This window comes from Micromonospora sp. CNZ295 (genome assembly GCF_004217535.1).
Map to the genome: position 1 here is coordinate 3,849,240 of NZ_SHKZ01000001.1, position 14,530 is coordinate 3,863,769.

The window sequence follows — 14,530 nt, forward strand, 5'->3', positions numbered from 1 at the left end:
CCGGTTCGACGTCGACCCGGGGAGCCGCCCCGCCGCGGGTGGTTCCCCGGGTTCCTGCCCGGCCGGGTCAGGTGGGTCGGGCACGTTCCTCGGCCAGCCGGTGCGGCACCCGGATCACCCGCAGCATGGCGACCAGCCCGACCCCACCGATCACGTTCCCGGCGGCGGACCACGCCAGCGCGCCCAGCCAGTCGAGGTAGCCGAAGGGCGCGTCACCGGCGGTCAGCGCGGCGAACATGAAGATCGAGTCGAGCACGCTGTGAAAGAGCTGGCCCGCGGCGAGGAGCGCGCCGAACAGGACCGCCGCCACCAGCCGCAGGCCGAGCGCTTCGGTGGCGTACTGGGTCCGGGTCATCAGGGTGATCACCATGCCGGCGAGCACGGCGAGGACGAACGACCGCGCGTTGACGCCGAGGTCGGCGTAGTGGGTGCCCACGGCGGTGGCGGTGGCCCGCAGCTCGGGGTAGGCGCGGGTGATCAGCCACGCCACGAGCCACCCGCCGGCCAGGTTGCCGGTGAGCGTGACCGCCCAGAGCCGGGCCAGCGCCCGCAACCGGGCCCGGCGGGCGGCGACCGCCGTCACCGGCACCAGGAAGTTCTCGGTGAACAGCTCGCTGCGGGCCAGCAGCAGAGCCACGAAACCGATGCTGAAGGCGAGTCCGGCCAGCAGGGGCTGACCGGTGGAGTGTTCGACCAGGAGGTACGCCAGCACGCCGGTCCCGACGTCGATTCCGCCGAGGGTTCCGGTGGCCGTCAGGGAGAGCCACGGGCGGGCCAGCCGTACGGCGCCCTCCTGGAGGAGCCGGTCGAAGGCCTCCTCGATCTCCGGTTCCGGTTGCCGGGGGCGCGGGAAGTCTTGGCCGGAACGCGCGGGCATGCCGCGGTGTCCCCGCTGCGCCGGCCGCTATGCCCGCGGGGCCGCCACCGGACGTGCCGTGCGGCGCCGTCCGCCGAGCGCGCCCAGGACGGGCGGGGGATGCCCGGCGTGCCGGCCCGCCCGGTACGGTGCTCGCCGTGACCGCAGACGATCACCTTCCCGCGGCCGACCGTCCGGTGGCCGTCCTGGCGAACCCCACCGCCGGTCGGGGCCGCCACCGGGGGCTGCTGCCCCGGCTGCTGGACCGCCTCGCCGAGGGCGGGCGCCCGGTGCGGGTGCTGGACGCGCGTACCCCGGTGCAGGCCCAGGCGGCCTGCCACGAGGCCGTGGCGGACGGCGCGGCCGCCCTGGTGGCGGTCGGCGGTGACGGCACGGTCCACCTGGCCCTGCAGGCGGTGGCCGGCACGTCGGTGCCGTTCGGCGCGGTGCCGGCGGGGACCGGCAACGACTTCGCCGTCGACACCGGCTTCCCGGACGACCCCCTGGCCGCTGTCGACGCGCTCGTCGCGGCCCTGCGCGAGGGCCGGTCCCGCCCGGTCGACCTGGCCCGGATCACCGCGGCCGACGGCACGCACCGCTGGTACGGGGCGGTGCTCGCGGCCGGCTTCGACGCGATCGTCAACGAGCGGGCCAACCGGATGCGCTGGCCGCGCGGTCCGCGCCGCTACGACCTGGCGATCCTGGTGGAGCTGGCCCGGCTGCGTGCCCGCCGCTACACGCTGCGCCTCGACGGGGAGACCCACGAGACCGACGCCGTGCTGGTGGCCGTCGGCAACTGCCCGTCCTATGGCGGCGGCATGCGGATCTGCCCGGCCGCCGACCCGACCGACGGGCTGCTCGACGTGGTGGTGGGCGGGCGGTTCGACCGGCGCACTCTGATCCGGGTGAAGCCGCGCATCTACCGGGGCACGCACGTTGAGCATCCGCTCGTGCGCAGCTACCGGGCGCGGACGGTGGAGATCGCCGCGGAGGGCATCACCACGTACGCCGACGGCGAGCGGGCGATCGACCTGCCGGTGACGATCAGCGCGGTCCCGGGGGCGGTGCGGCTGCTGCGCTGACCCGGACCGCCCCGACACTCGCGGCGATGACCAGCCCGATCGCGAGCACCTCCACGGCGGTCAGGGCCTGGCGCAGCACCAGCCAGCCGGCGAGGGCGGCGATGGCCGGGCCGAGGCTCATCAGCACCGCGAAGGTGCCGGTGGGCAGCCGGCGCAGCGCCAGCAGCTCCATGGTGTAGGGGGCCACCGAGGACAGCACGGCGACCGCGCCGCCCAGCGCCAGCACGCCCGGGTCCAGCAGCGCGGTACCACCGCTGGCCAGGCCGGCCGGCAGGGTGAGCAGCGCGGCGATGACCAGGGCCAGGGCGAGGCCGTCGGCTCCCGGGAAGCAGCGGCCGACCCGGGCGCTGGTCACGATGTACGCCGCCCACATCGCTCCCGCGGCGAGGGCGAGCGCGGCACCGGCCGGGTTGAGCCGGTCGAACCCGCCCTGGCCGAGCAGGGCCACGCCGGCGAGCGCGAGCGCGGCGCACAACCAGCTGGCCGCCCGGCGGGCGGCCAGCACCGACAGCGTCAGCGGGCCGAGCACCTCGAGGGTGACCGCCGGGCCGAGCGGGATGCGCTCGATGGCCTGGTAGAACAGCGAGTTCATGCCGGCCAGCGCGATGCCGAACGCGGCGGCGGCCACCCAGTCGGCCCGGCGGTACCCGCGCAGCCGGGGCCGGCACACCGCCAGCAGCAGGACGGCGGCGACGGTCAGCCGCAGGGTCACCGCCCCGGCGACCCCGGACCGCGGGAAGAGCAGGGCGGCGACGGCCGACCCGAACTGCACCGACAGCGCCCCGCCGAGCACGAGCCCGACCGGACCGATACGGCCGAGCGGTCGGCGGGCCGGCGGGTCGGGCGCCGGCCGGTCGGGCACCAGGGTGTCGGTCACGATCTCGACCCTAGGTGCCCCGCCGCCGGTGGGTCAGCCCGGGAGGGCCAGGTCCAGCACCGCACCCAGGCCGCTCGGACGGCCGGCGTCGGCGGCCGGGAGCACCAGCGCCGCGCAGCCGGCCGTCACCGCCGCCGCGTCGGCCGGGGTGTCGCCGACCATCAGCGCGCGCTCCGGGTCGACGGCCAGCATCCCGCAGGCGCGCAGGAAGATGCCCGGGTCGGGCTTGCAGCGGCCCACCTCGTACGACAGCACGAACGTGTCGACCAGGTCGGCCAGCCCCCAGGCGGCGAACAGCGGCCGGATGTCGAACCCGATGTTGCTGACCACGCCCACCCGCACGCCGGCGGTGCGCAGTGCGGCGAGGGTGGGAGCGGTGTCCGGGTACGGCACCCAGCCGTCGGGCACCAGCAGCCGCTCGTAGAGCGCGTCGGCGAGACCGTCGATGCCGGCGTCGACCGTCGCCGCCAGGCCGGTGTACGCGCCGCGGTGGGCGTGCGGGTAGAGGTCCCGGTCGGCCCACAGCTCGGCCAGGGCGGGCGGCACCCGGGCCGGCAGCGGTCCGCCGGCCCGGCCGGCGGTGAGCAGCCGGTCGGCGAGCGCGGTGGCGCGCATCCGGTCCAGCGTGACCCCGCAGGCGGCGGCCGCCGCGGTCACCCACGCGGTGGCCTCCTCCACCTGGGCGAGGGTGCCGTGGAAGTCGAAGAGCACCGCCTCCACGGGCCGGCGGGAGGCGGCCGGGCCGGCGGGCGCGTCGGCGTTGCCCGGGGCGGGCGTCTGGGCGGGTTCGGTACGGTCCGGCACGCCGTGCACCCTACCGATCGCCCCGGACCGGCCCGGACGGGACGGCCTTGTGGGGTGTCCCGGGGCGGCACGCACTAATCTTGGTCACATGTCGAGCCCCGCCGAGCGGTACGCCGCGGCGCGCCGCCGGGCCGCGCAGGCCTCCCAGTTCCCGGCGCTGGACGAGTTCGCCCTCGACCTGGGGTTCGACCTCGACGACTTCCAACGCGAGGCGTGCCAGGCCCTGGAGCGGGGCAGCGGCGTCCTGGTGTGCGCCCCGACCGGTGCCGGCAAGACGGTGGTCGGCGAGTTCGCCGTCCACCTGGCGCTGCGCGGCGGCGCGGACGGCGGCCGGCGCAAGTGTTTCTACACCACGCCGATCAAGGCGCTGTCGAACCAGAAGTACCACGACCTGGTCGACCGCTACGGCGCCGAGCAGGTCGGCCTGCTCACCGGCGACAATGCGATCAACGGGGACGCGCCGGTGGTCGTGATGACCACCGAGGTGCTGCGCAACATGCTCTACGCCGGCTCGGCCACCCTCGAGGGGCTGGCGTACGTGGTGATGGACGAGGTGCACTATCTCGCCGACCGGTTCCGCGGCGGCGTGTGGGAAGAGGTGATCATCCACCTGCCCGCGTCGGTCACGCTGGTCTCGCTGTCGGCGACGGTGTCCAACGCGGAGGAGTTCGCCGACTGGCTGGTCACCGTGCGCGGCGAGACCGCCGTGGTGGTCAGCGAGCACCGGCCGGTGCCGCTGTGGCAGCACATGCTGGTCGGCCGGCGGATGTTCGACCTGTTCCACGACGCCGACGCCGCGCGCAAGCACGACGTGCACCCGGAGCTGCTGCGCTACACCCGCGACACGATGCGCCGCCTGGAGCTGGGGGAGGGGCGCAGCGCCGGCCCCGGCGGCGGGCGGCGCGGGCCGCGCTGGCGGGGGCCGATGCGCCCGGACATCGTCGACCGGCTGGACCGGGAGGGGCTGCTGCCGGCGATCCTGTTCGTCTTCAGCCGGGCCGGCTGCGACGCGGCGGTGCAGCAGTGCCTCGCGGCCGGGCTGCGGCTGACCAACCCGGAGGAGCGGGCGGAGATCCGCCGGGTGGTCGAGAGCCGGGTGACCGCGATCCCCGGTGAGGACCTGTCGGTGCTGGGCTACTGGGAGTGGCTCGACGGGCTGGAGCGGGGTCTCGCCGCGCACCACGCGGGCATGCTGCCCGCGTTCAAGGAGGTCGTCGAGGAGCTGTTCGTCCGGGGCCTGGTCAAGGCCGTGTTCGCCACCGAGACGCTGGCGCTGGGCATCAACATGCCGGCCCGCTGCGTGGTCCTGGAGCGCCTCGTGAAGTACAACGGCGAGGCGCACGTGGACCTGACGCCGGGGGAGTACACGCAGCTCACCGGGCGTGCCGGCCGCCGCGGCATCGACGTGGAGGGGCACGCCGTGGTGGTGTGGTCCCCGGAGACGGACCCGCGGCACGTGGCCGGTCTCGCCTCGACCCGCACCTACCCGCTGCGCTCCAGCTTCCGGCCGTCGTACAACATGGCGGTCAACCTGGTCGGCACGGTCGGCGCGGAGCCCGCCCGGGCGCTGCTGGAGTCCTCGTTCGCGCAGTTCCAGGCGGACCGGTCGGTGGTCGGCCTGGCGCGGCAGGTGCAGCGCAACACCGAGACGATCGAGGCGTACGGCGCGGACGCGGCCTGCCACCACGGCGACTTCGACGAGTACTTCGCGCTGCGGGTGGCGATCGCCGACCGGGAGCGGGCCATCGCCCGGCAGGGGCAGACCCAGCGCAAGGCGGCGGCGATCGCCTCGCTGGAGCGGCTGCGGGTGGGTGACGTGATCCGGGTGCCGTCCGGGCGGCGGGCCGGCCTCGCGGTCGTGCTGGACCCGGCGACGGGCGGCTTCGGGGAGCCGCGCCCGCTGGTGCTCACCCAGGACCGGTGGGCCGGGCGGGTCAGCCCGGGTGACTTCACCACACCCGCCGAGGTGCTCGCCCGGATCCGGGTCCCCAAGCACTTCAACCACCGTTCGCCGGCCGCCCGGCGGGACCTGGCCGCCGAGGTCAGCGGCACCGGCCTGGACCGGCACGGCGGCCGGCGGGGCGGCCGGTCCCGGCAGGCGGCGGGGGAGGACCACCGGCTGAGCCAGCTCCGCACCGAGTTGCGCCGCCACCCCTGTCACGCCTGCCCGGACCGGGAGGAGCACGCCCGCTGGGCGGAGCGCCGCCGCCGGCTGGAGAAGGACACCGAGGAGCTGCGTCAGCGGGTGGCCGGGCGCACCGGGTCGCTGGCGCGGACGTTCGACCGGATCGTGGCGCTGCTGACCGCCCGCGGCTACCTGTCACCGGACGGGACGGTCACCGACGCCGGGCGGATGCTGGGCCGGATCTGGACCGAGGCGGACCTGCTGGTCGCGGAGTGCCTGCGCCGTGGCGTCTGGGACGGGCTCAGCCCGGCCGAGCTGGCGTCGGCGGTGTCGGTGGTGGTCTTCGAGGCCCGCCGGGACGTCGACGAGCGGGCGTCGCTGCCGCGGGGCGCGGTGGCCGAGGCGGTCGACGAGACGTTGAAGCTCTGGGGCGAGATCGAGGCCGACGAGGCGGCCCGGGGCCTGGCGGTCACGCGCGAGCCGGATCTGGGCTTCGCCTGGCCGGTCTACCGCTGGGCGCGCGGTGAGGCCCTCGCGAAGGTGCTCGCCAGCGGGCACGAGATCGACGGCGAGATGCCGGCGGGGGACTTCGTCCGGTGGGCGCGGCAGGTCGTCGACCTGCTGGGCCAGCTGGCCGACTCCGGGGGCGCCTCGGCCGAGCTGCGGAGCACCGCCCGGCAGGCCATCGCCGCCGTCAACCGGGGCGTGCTCGCGTACCAGGCGACCGCCTGACAGTCACGCATCGTAGTTGCCGGTCGGCAATCGACGCATCTCTTGGTCACTGCCCCGGCACGGTCCGAAGTGTCAGAAAGACGCTGTTGCGGCAGGTGGGACGGTCCCCGATCATTGCTGGGGCGCAAAGTTACGCGCCAGTATCTTGTCTGGGGGGAATACCGCTGTGGCGGAGATAAATCACTTCGAGTACGGGTGGATCACACCCGCGCTGAGCTACGCGCTGTCCGTGCTCGGCTCCTTTCTCGGGCTCGTCTGCGTCGGCCGGATCCGCCGCGCCGGGACCGGGCGGCAGCGGGCGTGGTGGGGGACGCTCGCCGCGCTCGCGATCGGCGGCACGGCCATCTGGACGATGCACTTCATGGCGATGCTCGGCTTCGCGGTCGAGGGGACCCGCATCCGGTACGACGTGCCGATCACCGCGGCCAGCGCGGTCTTCGCCGTGGTGGCCGTCGGCATCGGGCTGGCTGTCGCCGGCACCGGCCGGCTCTCGGTGCCGCGGATCCTCGCCGGCGGCCTGCTCACCGGCGCCGGGGTGGCGGCGATGCACTACACCGGCATGGCGGCGATGCGGCTCGGCGGGGACCTCCGGTACGACCGGACCCGTGTGATCGCCTCGGTGGTCATCGCGGTGGTCGCGGCCACCGTCGCGCTGTGGCTCGCCGTGACGGTGCGCCGCGTCCTGGCCGTCGCCGGGTCCGCGCTGGTGATGGGCGTCGCGGTCAACGGCATGCACTTCACCGGGATGAGTGCCCTGTCGGTGCACCTGCACGACACGCAGCGCGAGATCACCGGCGCCGAGGTGAGCACCCTGCTGGTGCCGATCGTCCTGGCGGTGATCCTGGTCGTCGTGGGCCTCGTGTACGCGCTGCTCGCCGCCCCGACCGACGAGGACCGGGCGGCGGCCGCGTACCTGGACGCCCGCCGGCTGCCCGAGCCGGCCCCGGCGGCGGCGACGGCCGACCCGGTCGGCCTGCGGGCGCGCACGACGCTTGGGCGGGGCGGCACGCCGTTCCCGTCCCGCCGGGACCACACGCCCCGCTGACCCCGCACCGCGTCCGGGTACCAGGTCGGCGACCGGTGGGGCACCGACCAGGCGTCGTCGTCGGTCACCCCGATCAGGCCGTGCGTGCGGCACACCAGGTCGCACCAGCCGGCGTTGTCCCGTACCGCGTCGATCGTCGTCTCGTGCACCCGCGCACCCTAGCGGCACCGGGTCAGCAGGTGGCGTACAGGAGACTGCCAGGAACAGGTGCTGCACTGGAGGCCGGGCCGAGGAGAGGAGGTCGCCATGGGCTGGTTCAGCCGGCGGTCGCGGACCCGGGGATCCGACGGGGTCCCGACGAAGCTCGACCGGGAGGGGACGCGCGAGGACCTGGCGGCTCTGGAGGCGTTCGTGGCCAGCCGCAGCGGCGTGGAGTTCTACCTGGAGCCGGAGACCACCGCGACCGACACGACGGTGGTGGCGATCGCCCACGACGGCGAGTGGATCCGCCGCCGCACCGGGTCGCCGCGGATCGCGGCGGCACTCGCGAACCGGCTGGCCCTGCCGCTGTACGAGGCGGCGAAGACGGGCTACCCGGAGCGGATGCGCGCCTGGAATCGGGCCCACCCGGAGCGCCGCGCCCGCTGAACGACCGCCTGCCGCGCCGTCAGGCGACCGCCGCCCGCGCCTCGGCCAGGGACATCGGCGGGCTGTGGCTGGAGACGTACCACGCCACGGAGTCGTCCAGCAGGCGGCGGACCAGGGGCAGGCACGCTGCCGCGCTCGTCGGCGACGAGCGCGACGGACGGCCGCACCCAGGCCGGGTCCGGGTCGAACGGGGTGAGCCAGACCCGGCCGGCGGCCATCCGGCCGATCCTAGCTGGAGCGACGGCAGGGCCGGTCGACCCGGCCCTCACGGCAGCGCGGCGGCCACGCCGTAGCCCAGGCTGGCCGCCCCGACCGTGACGGTGACGCTGAGCAGCGCGTTGGCCAGTGCGGCTCGGGCCCGGCCCGTGCTCGCCAGGCGCAGGGTCTCGTAGCCGAATGTCGAGTACGTGGTCAGCGCCCCGCACAGACCGGTGCCGAGCAGCGCGGCTGCGGCCGGCGGGACCGGGAGGCCGACCAGGAACCCGAGCAGCAGGGAGCCGGCCACGTTGACGACAAGCGTGCCCCAGGGGAACGCCGTACCGAGGCGGGCCTGGACCGCCCGGTCGGTCAGGTAGCGCAGCGGCGCACCGACCGCCGCGCCCAGCGCGATGAGCAGCGCGGTCACCGCTCGCCCCCGACCCGCTCCCGGCGGGTCAGCCGGCCGGCGGCCGAATGCCCGGCCCAGACGGCGAGCAGCGCGCCGGCCAGGGTCACCGCCAGGTAGGCCAGGGCGGTCGCCGGGGCGCCGGCGACGACGAGCTGCTGCGCCTCGACGGCGTAGGTGGAGAACGTGGTGTAGCCGCCGAGCACCCCGACGCCGAGGAACGGTCGCGCCAGCGCCGGCCCGGCGTACCGGGCGAGGACCGCCATCAGCGCGCCGATCAGCAGGCAGCCGCTCAGGTTCACCGCGAAGGTCGCCCAGGGGAAGCCCGCCGGTCCGGGCGGGAACGCGTGCCCGAGGCCGGCCCGGGCCAGCGCGCCGAGTGCGCCCCCGGCCGCGACGGCGCCGAGCACCGCGGCGGGACGGGCGGGCAGCTCCGCCCGGTCGGCGGGGACCCGCAGGTCGACGTCGGGGTCGACGCGGCGCTGCTCCGGTCCCGACACCCGCCCGCTCCTTCCGCGCCGTCCGGCGACCGGGCCACCCTATCGGCGGGTACGCCGGCCAGCGCCGGAACCCGCGGGACGCCCCGGCGCGCCGTCGGTGCCGCGGTCAGCGGACGCCGGCCACCGCGGCGTCGGCGCCACCCCGCCACACGGTGCCGACCTCGGTGAACCCGGCCTCGCCGAGCGCCGCCAGGTGCCAGGAGACGGGCGGGTTCCACTCCGGACTGTGCCCGGTCGGGTAGATCCGGTGCCGCTCCGCGACGGCGGGCGCGAGGGCTGGGTCCGCGCCCGCCCGCTCCCACCACTCCGACCAGGAGAGGACGGCGCCGGCCGCGTACCGGGCCTCCCGGCGGGTGCGGGCCCGGTCGAGCAGGCGCTTGGTCAGGTCGGGCAGTGTGTCGTCGGGCATGTGGTCGGCGTTGAGCAGCACGCCGCCGGGCCGCAGCAGGTCGCGCACTTCGGCGTAGAGGCCGGTGAGGCGGTCCGCCGGAAGCCAGTGCAGTGCGGTGGCGGTGAGGACGGCGTCGTACTCCCGGTGGGGGAGCGCGTCGAGCCAGTCCGGCCGGCCGAGGTCGGCGGTGGCGATGGTGACCCGGTCGCCGAGCGCGGCCCGGGCGAGGGCGAGCAGTGCCGGGTCGAGGTCGACCAGGGTGATCCGCGCGTCGGGGAAGCGCCGCAGCGCGCGGGCCGAGATGCTGCCGGTGCCCCCGGCCAGATCCAGTAGGCGCAACGGGCGGTCGGCGTCGTGGACGGCGTCGACCACGTCCAGCATGGCGGTGAACCGGTGCTCCCGGTCCGGCAGGTACGCCTCCTGCTGGCGGTCCCAGCTCTCCTGCCAGGCCGCCGCATCCGAGATGTAAGGAGTCATACGCCTCAGGCTAGTTACGCCGGACGCGTCGTGTCCAGACCTTCTTGCCATTAGTTTGCAACTGCGACAGCAAGGCGATTCCCGGATCGGTCCGTCCGCCGGGCCACCTTCGAGAACTGGCAGTCGGAGTTCCTCCAGCCCGTCTGGCAGGCCGCCGGCTCGCCCTCTTCTACTACTGGGGCTCGTCGCAGTCCCGCGAGTCCGACCAGCGGATCGAGGCCAAGCTCGACGCCCTGCTGCGGGAGCGGAACCTGGACCCGGGCAGCCCGTAACCCCCTCGTGCGGTGGTGCCCGGCCGGCAACGGGGCGTACCGTACGCAAGATCGGCGGAGTTGCTCCCTCCGCCCGGCGCCGTGAGGAGGGAAGCGATGGAGGACCGCACGCCCCGCCCGGAGGAGCTGGAGCCGATCGAGCGGGCGGGCGTCGACGAACTTCGGGCCGTGCAGCTGGAGCGGCTGCGCCGGTCGCTGCGGCACGCGTACGACAACGTGCCCCGCTACCGCCGCGCCTTCACCGACGCGGGCACGCATCCGGACGACTGCCGCGACCTCGCCGACCTGGCCCGCTTCCCGTTCACCACCAAGGCGGACCTGCGCGAGAACTACCCGTACGGGATGTTCGCCGTGCCGCGCGAGCGGGTGGCCCGGCTGCACGCCTCGTCGGGCACCACCGGACGGCCCACCGTCGTCGGCCACACCGCCGAGGACGTGCGCACCTGGGCGCGGCTGATGGCCCGCTCGATCCGCGCCGCCGGCGGCCGGCCGGGCGACCGGGTGCACGTCGCGTACGGGTACGGGCTGTTCACCGGCGGGCTGGGCGCGCACTACGGCGCCGAGGAACTGGGCTGCACCGTCATCCCGGTCTCCGGCGGGATGACCGAGCGGCAGGTGCTGCTGATCCGCGACCTGGAACCCGACGTCATCATGGTCACCCCCAGCTACCTGCTGGCCGTGGTCGACGAGATGGAACGCCAGGGCGTCGACCCGAGGTCCACCTCCCTGCGGGTCGGCATCCTCGGCGCCGAGCCGTGGACCGAGGACATGCGCCGCGAGATCGAGGCCCGCCTCGACATGCACGCCGTCGACATCTACGGCCTGTCCGAGGTGATGGGCCCCGGCGTCGCGATGGAGTGCGTGGAGACCAAGGACGGCCTGCACCTGTGGGAGGACCACTTCTACCCGGAGATCATCGACCCGGTCACCGGTGCGGTGCTGCCCGACGGCGAGCGCGGCGAGCTGGTGCTGACCTCGCTCACCCGCGAGGCGATGCCGGTGATCCGCTACCGCACCCGTGACCTCACCCGGCTGCTGCCGGGCACCGCGCGGCCGATGCGGCGGATCGAGAAGATCACCGGCCGGACGGACGACATGATGATCGTGCGCGGGGTGAACGTCTTTCCGACCCAGATCGAGGAGCTGATCCTGCGTGCGCCGCAGCTGTCCCCGCACTTCCAGTGCGTCCTCGACCGGCAGGGGCGGATGGACACCCTCACCGTGAAGGTGGAGCGGCGGGCCGGCGCGGACCCGGCGGCGGCCGACCGGGCCGGCGCCGAGCTGGTCGGCCTGGTCAAGAACACCATCGGGGTGAGCGTGACGGTCGAGGTGCTCGCCCCGGACGGGGTGGAGCGGTCGATGGGCAAGATGCGTCGGATCGTCGACCAGCGGCGGGGCGGGTGACGTGGGGGAACGCAACGCCGCGTACGACATGTTCGACGCCGACGTCGCCTCGCGCGCGCTCGGCATCGAGCTGGTCGAGGCCGGAGCCGGGACGGCGGTGGCCCGGATGCGGGTGACCGCGGCGATGGTCAACGGGCACGCCATCGCCCACGGCGGCTACGTGTTCCTGCTCGCCGACACCGCGTTCGCCCTGGCCTGCAACAGCCACGGCCCGGTGACCGTCGCGGCCGGGGGCGACATCACGTTCGTCCGGCCGGCGCGCGAGGGCGATCTGCTGGTCGCGCAAGCCACCGAGCGCACCCGGTACGGCCGCAGCGGCATCTACGACGTGACCGTCACCCGGGACGCGGACGGCGAGGTGGTCGCCGAGTTCCGCGGCCGCAGCCGCACCTTGAACGGGGCGTGAGCGGCGCGGCCGGGCACCGGCCGCACGACGGTGAGCGAATACGTCGCGGCGGCACGACACGCCGGACGGATCGCCGCTCGGACGTGTCCGATCAGGTGGCGGCCCGCTCGCCGTCGCCCGCGGCGCGGCCCGGCCTCAGGCCGCCGGTGCGGTGACGCGGCGCTGCGGGTCGGGTAAGTCCGGCCGGAGCCCCGCCAGGCCGTGCCGCCCGGGGGCGGTGGGCCGCCGGTCGACGACGTCGGGGTTGCGGCGGGCCACGCGGCCGGCGGAGCGGGCCGGCGCGGCGGCGGAGCGGGACTGCGGGGCGTCGACGCGGGCCGGCGCGGCGGGGGAGCGGGACGCTGCGGTGGCGCCGGCCGGGTGGACGCTGCCGCGGCCGGACCGGACGGACGCCGAACCCGTACCCCGGTGTCCCACCGGCCCGGTCGTACCGGCCACCGGCCGCCGGACGGCACCCCCGGGCCCGGTGCCGGCGCCGGGTGCCGGTGCCCCGCTCGGCGGCGAGACCACGGCCCGCAGCGGTGCTGCGGTCGGCGAGCCGGGACCGGGTCGAACCGGGGTGGCGGCGGGCATCGGGTGGGCGGGGGTGCCGGCGGCGGCGCCCGTCCGCACCCGCACCGCCCGTTGTGCGGGCGGCGCCATGTCGGCGCCGGTGCACAGGTGCGCGCGGACCGGGAGGCCGGCGCGGGCGAGCAGGTCGGCGCGGATCGCCCGGGTCAGGCGGGCGGCGGCGACGGCGGCGACCACCGGGTCCGCCACCGCGTGACCTTTGGGCCGGGGCGCCAGCAGCTCCCGCGCGGTCAGCTCGCGCAACGCCGCCACCGCCCGGCCGGGGGACCAGCCGAGCGCGCGGTCCACCGTCGCGGCGTCGACCGGCACGCCGACGAGGGCGGCGACCATGAGCACCGCCCGCTGCGGGCCGTCGAGCCGGTCCAGCCGGGCGTCCAGGGCGCGGCGTACCGGGTCGGGCACCGGAAGCCGAGTTGTTCCGGGTGCGCCGGCGGCGAGCGACGCCACGTACGCGGCGGCCCGCCCGGGATTCCCATGGATGAGCGGCAGCAGGGTGGCGGCGAGCGGGGCGGGCCGTCCGGCCCGGTGCAGCAGGTTCCGCAGCAGCCGTCCCGACTCCAGCGTGGACAGTGGGGGCAGCGGCACCCGGCACCGCCGGTCGCCGTCGACCGGCCGGATGTCCGCCCACTCCGGAGCGTGCAGCGCCACCACCGCCAGCGGGAGGGCGCGGATCCGGGCCGCGGCGAGCAGCCGGCGCAGGAACTGGCTCAGCTCGGCGGCGCCCCGGTCCAGGTCGTCGACCGCCACCACCACCGGCTGCCGCTCGGCGAGGCCGAGCAGGCACTCCTGCCAGACCGCCGCCCCCCGACGCGCGTCGGCGTCGGCGTCCGGCGCGGACAGCAGCCCCTCCAGCGCGTACGCCGCCTCGGCACGGCGTGCTGCCGGCACCAGGTCGGACAGCGCGGCGGTGAGGCGGGCCCGGACCACCGGAGGCGGGTCCTGGGCGCCGAGCCCGGCGAACGCGCGCACCTGGTCCGCCACCGGCTCCAGCGGCCACACCGGGTGCGGCGGGCAGGCCGCCACGCACCAGCGGACCGGGACGCCGTCCACGGCCGGCACCGTGCGGACCAGCTCGTGCAGCAGTCGGCTGCGCCCGCTGCCCGCCGGGCCGGTCACCGCCACCCACCGGGGCCGGCGGTCACGGACCGCCCGCACGATCTGGTCCCGGACGGTGGCGAGCTCCCGCCGCCGCCCGATCAGCGGTCCGGTGTGCCGGGCGGGCGGACGCCGGGCGACGCCGGCGGCGTGCCACACGTCCAGGGGCAGCGCCTTGCCGGCGACCGCGACCGGCGGCACCGGACGCTGGTCGATCAGCCCACCGGTGGCCCGGTGGGTGGCGGCGCACAGGGCCACCCCGCCCGGTGGCGCGTACTCCTGCAGCCGCGCGGCGAGGGTGATGACCGCGCCGCTCGCGGTGCCGTGCGCGCCGTCGCGGGTGGCGGCCAGGTCGACCACCGCCTCGCCGGTCGCCACCCCGACCCGGACCCGCAACGTCGGCCCCCCGAGCAGCGACCGCCGGTCCAGCGAGTGCTGGATCTCCAGGCCGGCCCGCACCGCGCGGTACGCGTCGAAGCCGTCGGACTCCGTCGCGCCGAACAGCGCCATCACCGCGTCACCGATGTACTTCTCCACCACGCCGTGCCAGCGGCCGACGACCCCGGCGACGGCGTCGAAGTAGGCCCGCTGCAGCGCCCGCACGTCCTCCGGGTCCAGCCGGTCGACCAGTCCCGTCGAACCGACGATGTCGGCGAACAGGACGCTGACCGTACGTCTCTCCTCCGGCACCGGCCACCGGCC

Annotated in this window: 13 protein-coding genes; 6 read left to right on the forward strand and 7 right to left on the reverse strand. The window is 76.1% G+C overall.

Features of this window, described 5'->3' with window-relative positions; all coding sequences use genetic code 11:
• Window positions 1–67: 67 nt before the first annotated feature.
• On the reverse strand, window positions 68–877 hold the full coding sequence (locus EV376_RS18150) for a formate/nitrite transporter family protein (protein ID WP_130324827.1): 810 nt from the start codon (window positions 875–877) through the stop codon (window positions 68–70).
• Window positions 878–1,005: 128 nt separating this feature from the next.
• Here EV376_RS18150 and EV376_RS18155 point away from each other — a divergent pair, with 128 nt between their 5' ends.
• The gene (locus EV376_RS18155; protein ID WP_486482678.1) at window positions 1,006–1,938 is read left to right on the forward strand and encodes a diacylglycerol kinase; all 933 of its coding nucleotides are present in this window, start codon (window positions 1,006–1,008) and stop codon (window positions 1,936–1,938) included.
• Here the strand turns inward: EV376_RS18155 and EV376_RS18160 are convergent.
• A complete protein-coding gene (locus EV376_RS18160; RefSeq protein WP_207228194.1) occupies window positions 1,901–2,815 on the reverse strand; it encodes an EamA family transporter in 915 nt (304 codons plus the stop codon). The genes EV376_RS18155 and EV376_RS18160 overlap by 38 nt on opposite strands.
• A gap of 33 nt (window positions 2,816–2,848) precedes the next feature.
• Window positions 2,849–3,619, reverse strand: a complete 771-nt coding sequence (locus tag EV376_RS18165; protein ID WP_207228196.1) for an HAD-IA family hydrolase — start codon at window positions 3,617–3,619, stop codon at window positions 2,849–2,851.
• An 88-nt stretch (window positions 3,620–3,707) separates the two neighbouring features.
• On the opposite strand from EV376_RS18165, the gene EV376_RS18170 reads away from it, so the two are divergent.
• From EV376_RS18170 to EV376_RS18180, 3 genes are all read left to right on the forward strand, one after another.
• Window positions 3,708–6,476 (forward strand): DEAD/DEAH box helicase, encoded by a 2,769-nt coding sequence (locus EV376_RS18170; RefSeq protein ID WP_130324833.1) that lies wholly within the window; start codon window positions 3,708–3,710, stop codon window positions 6,474–6,476.
• A gap of 166 nt (window positions 6,477–6,642) precedes the next feature.
• Window positions 6,643–7,521, forward strand: a complete 879-nt coding sequence (locus tag EV376_RS18175) for an MHYT domain-containing protein (protein WP_130324835.1) — start codon at window positions 6,643–6,645, stop codon at window positions 7,519–7,521.
• A 246-nt stretch (window positions 7,522–7,767) separates the two neighbouring features.
• Window positions 7,768–8,109 (forward strand): hypothetical protein, encoded by a 342-nt coding sequence (locus EV376_RS18180; RefSeq protein WP_130324837.1) that lies wholly within the window; start codon window positions 7,768–7,770, stop codon window positions 8,107–8,109.
• 265 nt (window positions 8,110–8,374) lie between these two features.
• On the opposite strand, the gene EV376_RS18185 is transcribed toward EV376_RS18180, so the two are convergent.
• From EV376_RS18185 to EV376_RS18195, 3 genes are all read right to left on the reverse strand, one after another.
• A complete protein-coding gene (locus EV376_RS18185; RefSeq protein WP_130324839.1) occupies window positions 8,375–8,734 on the reverse strand; it encodes a fluoride efflux transporter FluC in 360 nt (119 codons plus the stop codon).
• Window positions 8,731–9,213: a FluC/FEX family fluoride channel gene (locus EV376_RS18190; protein ID WP_130324841.1), complete on the reverse strand. Its 483-nt coding sequence runs from the start codon at window positions 9,211–9,213 to the stop codon at window positions 8,731–8,733. The genes EV376_RS18185 and EV376_RS18190 overlap by 4 nt, the downstream gene beginning before the upstream one ends.
• A gap of 106 nt (window positions 9,214–9,319) precedes the next feature.
• Entirely contained in the window at window positions 9,320–10,081 is a 762-nt protein-coding gene (locus EV376_RS18195; RefSeq protein WP_130324843.1) for a class I SAM-dependent methyltransferase, read from the reverse strand.
• 368 nt (window positions 10,082–10,449) lie between these two features.
• On the opposite strand from EV376_RS18195, the gene paaK reads away from it, so the two are divergent.
• On the forward strand, window positions 10,450–11,757 hold the full coding sequence (gene paaK / locus EV376_RS18200; RefSeq protein WP_130324845.1) for a phenylacetate--CoA ligase PaaK: 1,308 nt from the start codon (window positions 10,450–10,452) through the stop codon (window positions 11,755–11,757).
• Between the two features lie 28 nt (window positions 11,758–11,785).
• Window positions 11,786–12,163: a hydroxyphenylacetyl-CoA thioesterase PaaI gene (gene paaI, locus EV376_RS18205; protein ID WP_130328720.1), complete on the forward strand. Its 378-nt coding sequence runs from the start codon at window positions 11,786–11,788 to the stop codon at window positions 12,161–12,163.
• A gap of 135 nt (window positions 12,164–12,298) precedes the next feature.
• Here paaI and EV376_RS18210 read toward each other — a convergent pair whose 3' ends face one another.
• Window positions 12,299–14,518, reverse strand: a complete 2,220-nt coding sequence (locus EV376_RS18210; protein WP_486482679.1) for an AAA family ATPase — start codon at window positions 14,516–14,518, stop codon at window positions 12,299–12,301.
• Between the last annotated feature and the right edge of the window lie 12 nt (window positions 14,519–14,530).

Excerpts from the sequence above, each read along its gene's own strand:
- EV376_RS18150 (WP_130324827.1), bottom strand. The coding sequence starts at position 877 with ATGCCCGCGCGTTCCGGCCAAGACTTCCCGCGCCCCCGGCAACCGGAA.
- EV376_RS18170 (WP_130324833.1), top strand. The coding sequence starts at position 3,708 with ATGTCGAGCCCCGCCGAGCGGTACGCCGCGGCGCGCCGCCGGGCCGCG.
- EV376_RS18180 (WP_130324837.1), top strand. The coding sequence starts at position 7,768 with ATGGGCTGGTTCAGCCGGCGGTCGCGGACCCGGGGATCCGACGGGGTC.
- EV376_RS18195 (WP_130324843.1), bottom strand. The coding sequence starts at position 10,081 with ATGACTCCTTACATCTCGGATGCGGCGGCCTGGCAGGAGAGCTGGGAC.
- paaK (WP_130324845.1), top strand. The coding sequence starts at position 10,450 with ATGGAGGACCGCACGCCCCGCCCGGAGGAGCTGGAGCCGATCGAGCGG.
- paaI (WP_130328720.1), top strand. The coding sequence starts at position 11,786 with ATGTTCGACGCCGACGTCGCCTCGCGCGCGCTCGGCATCGAGCTGGTC.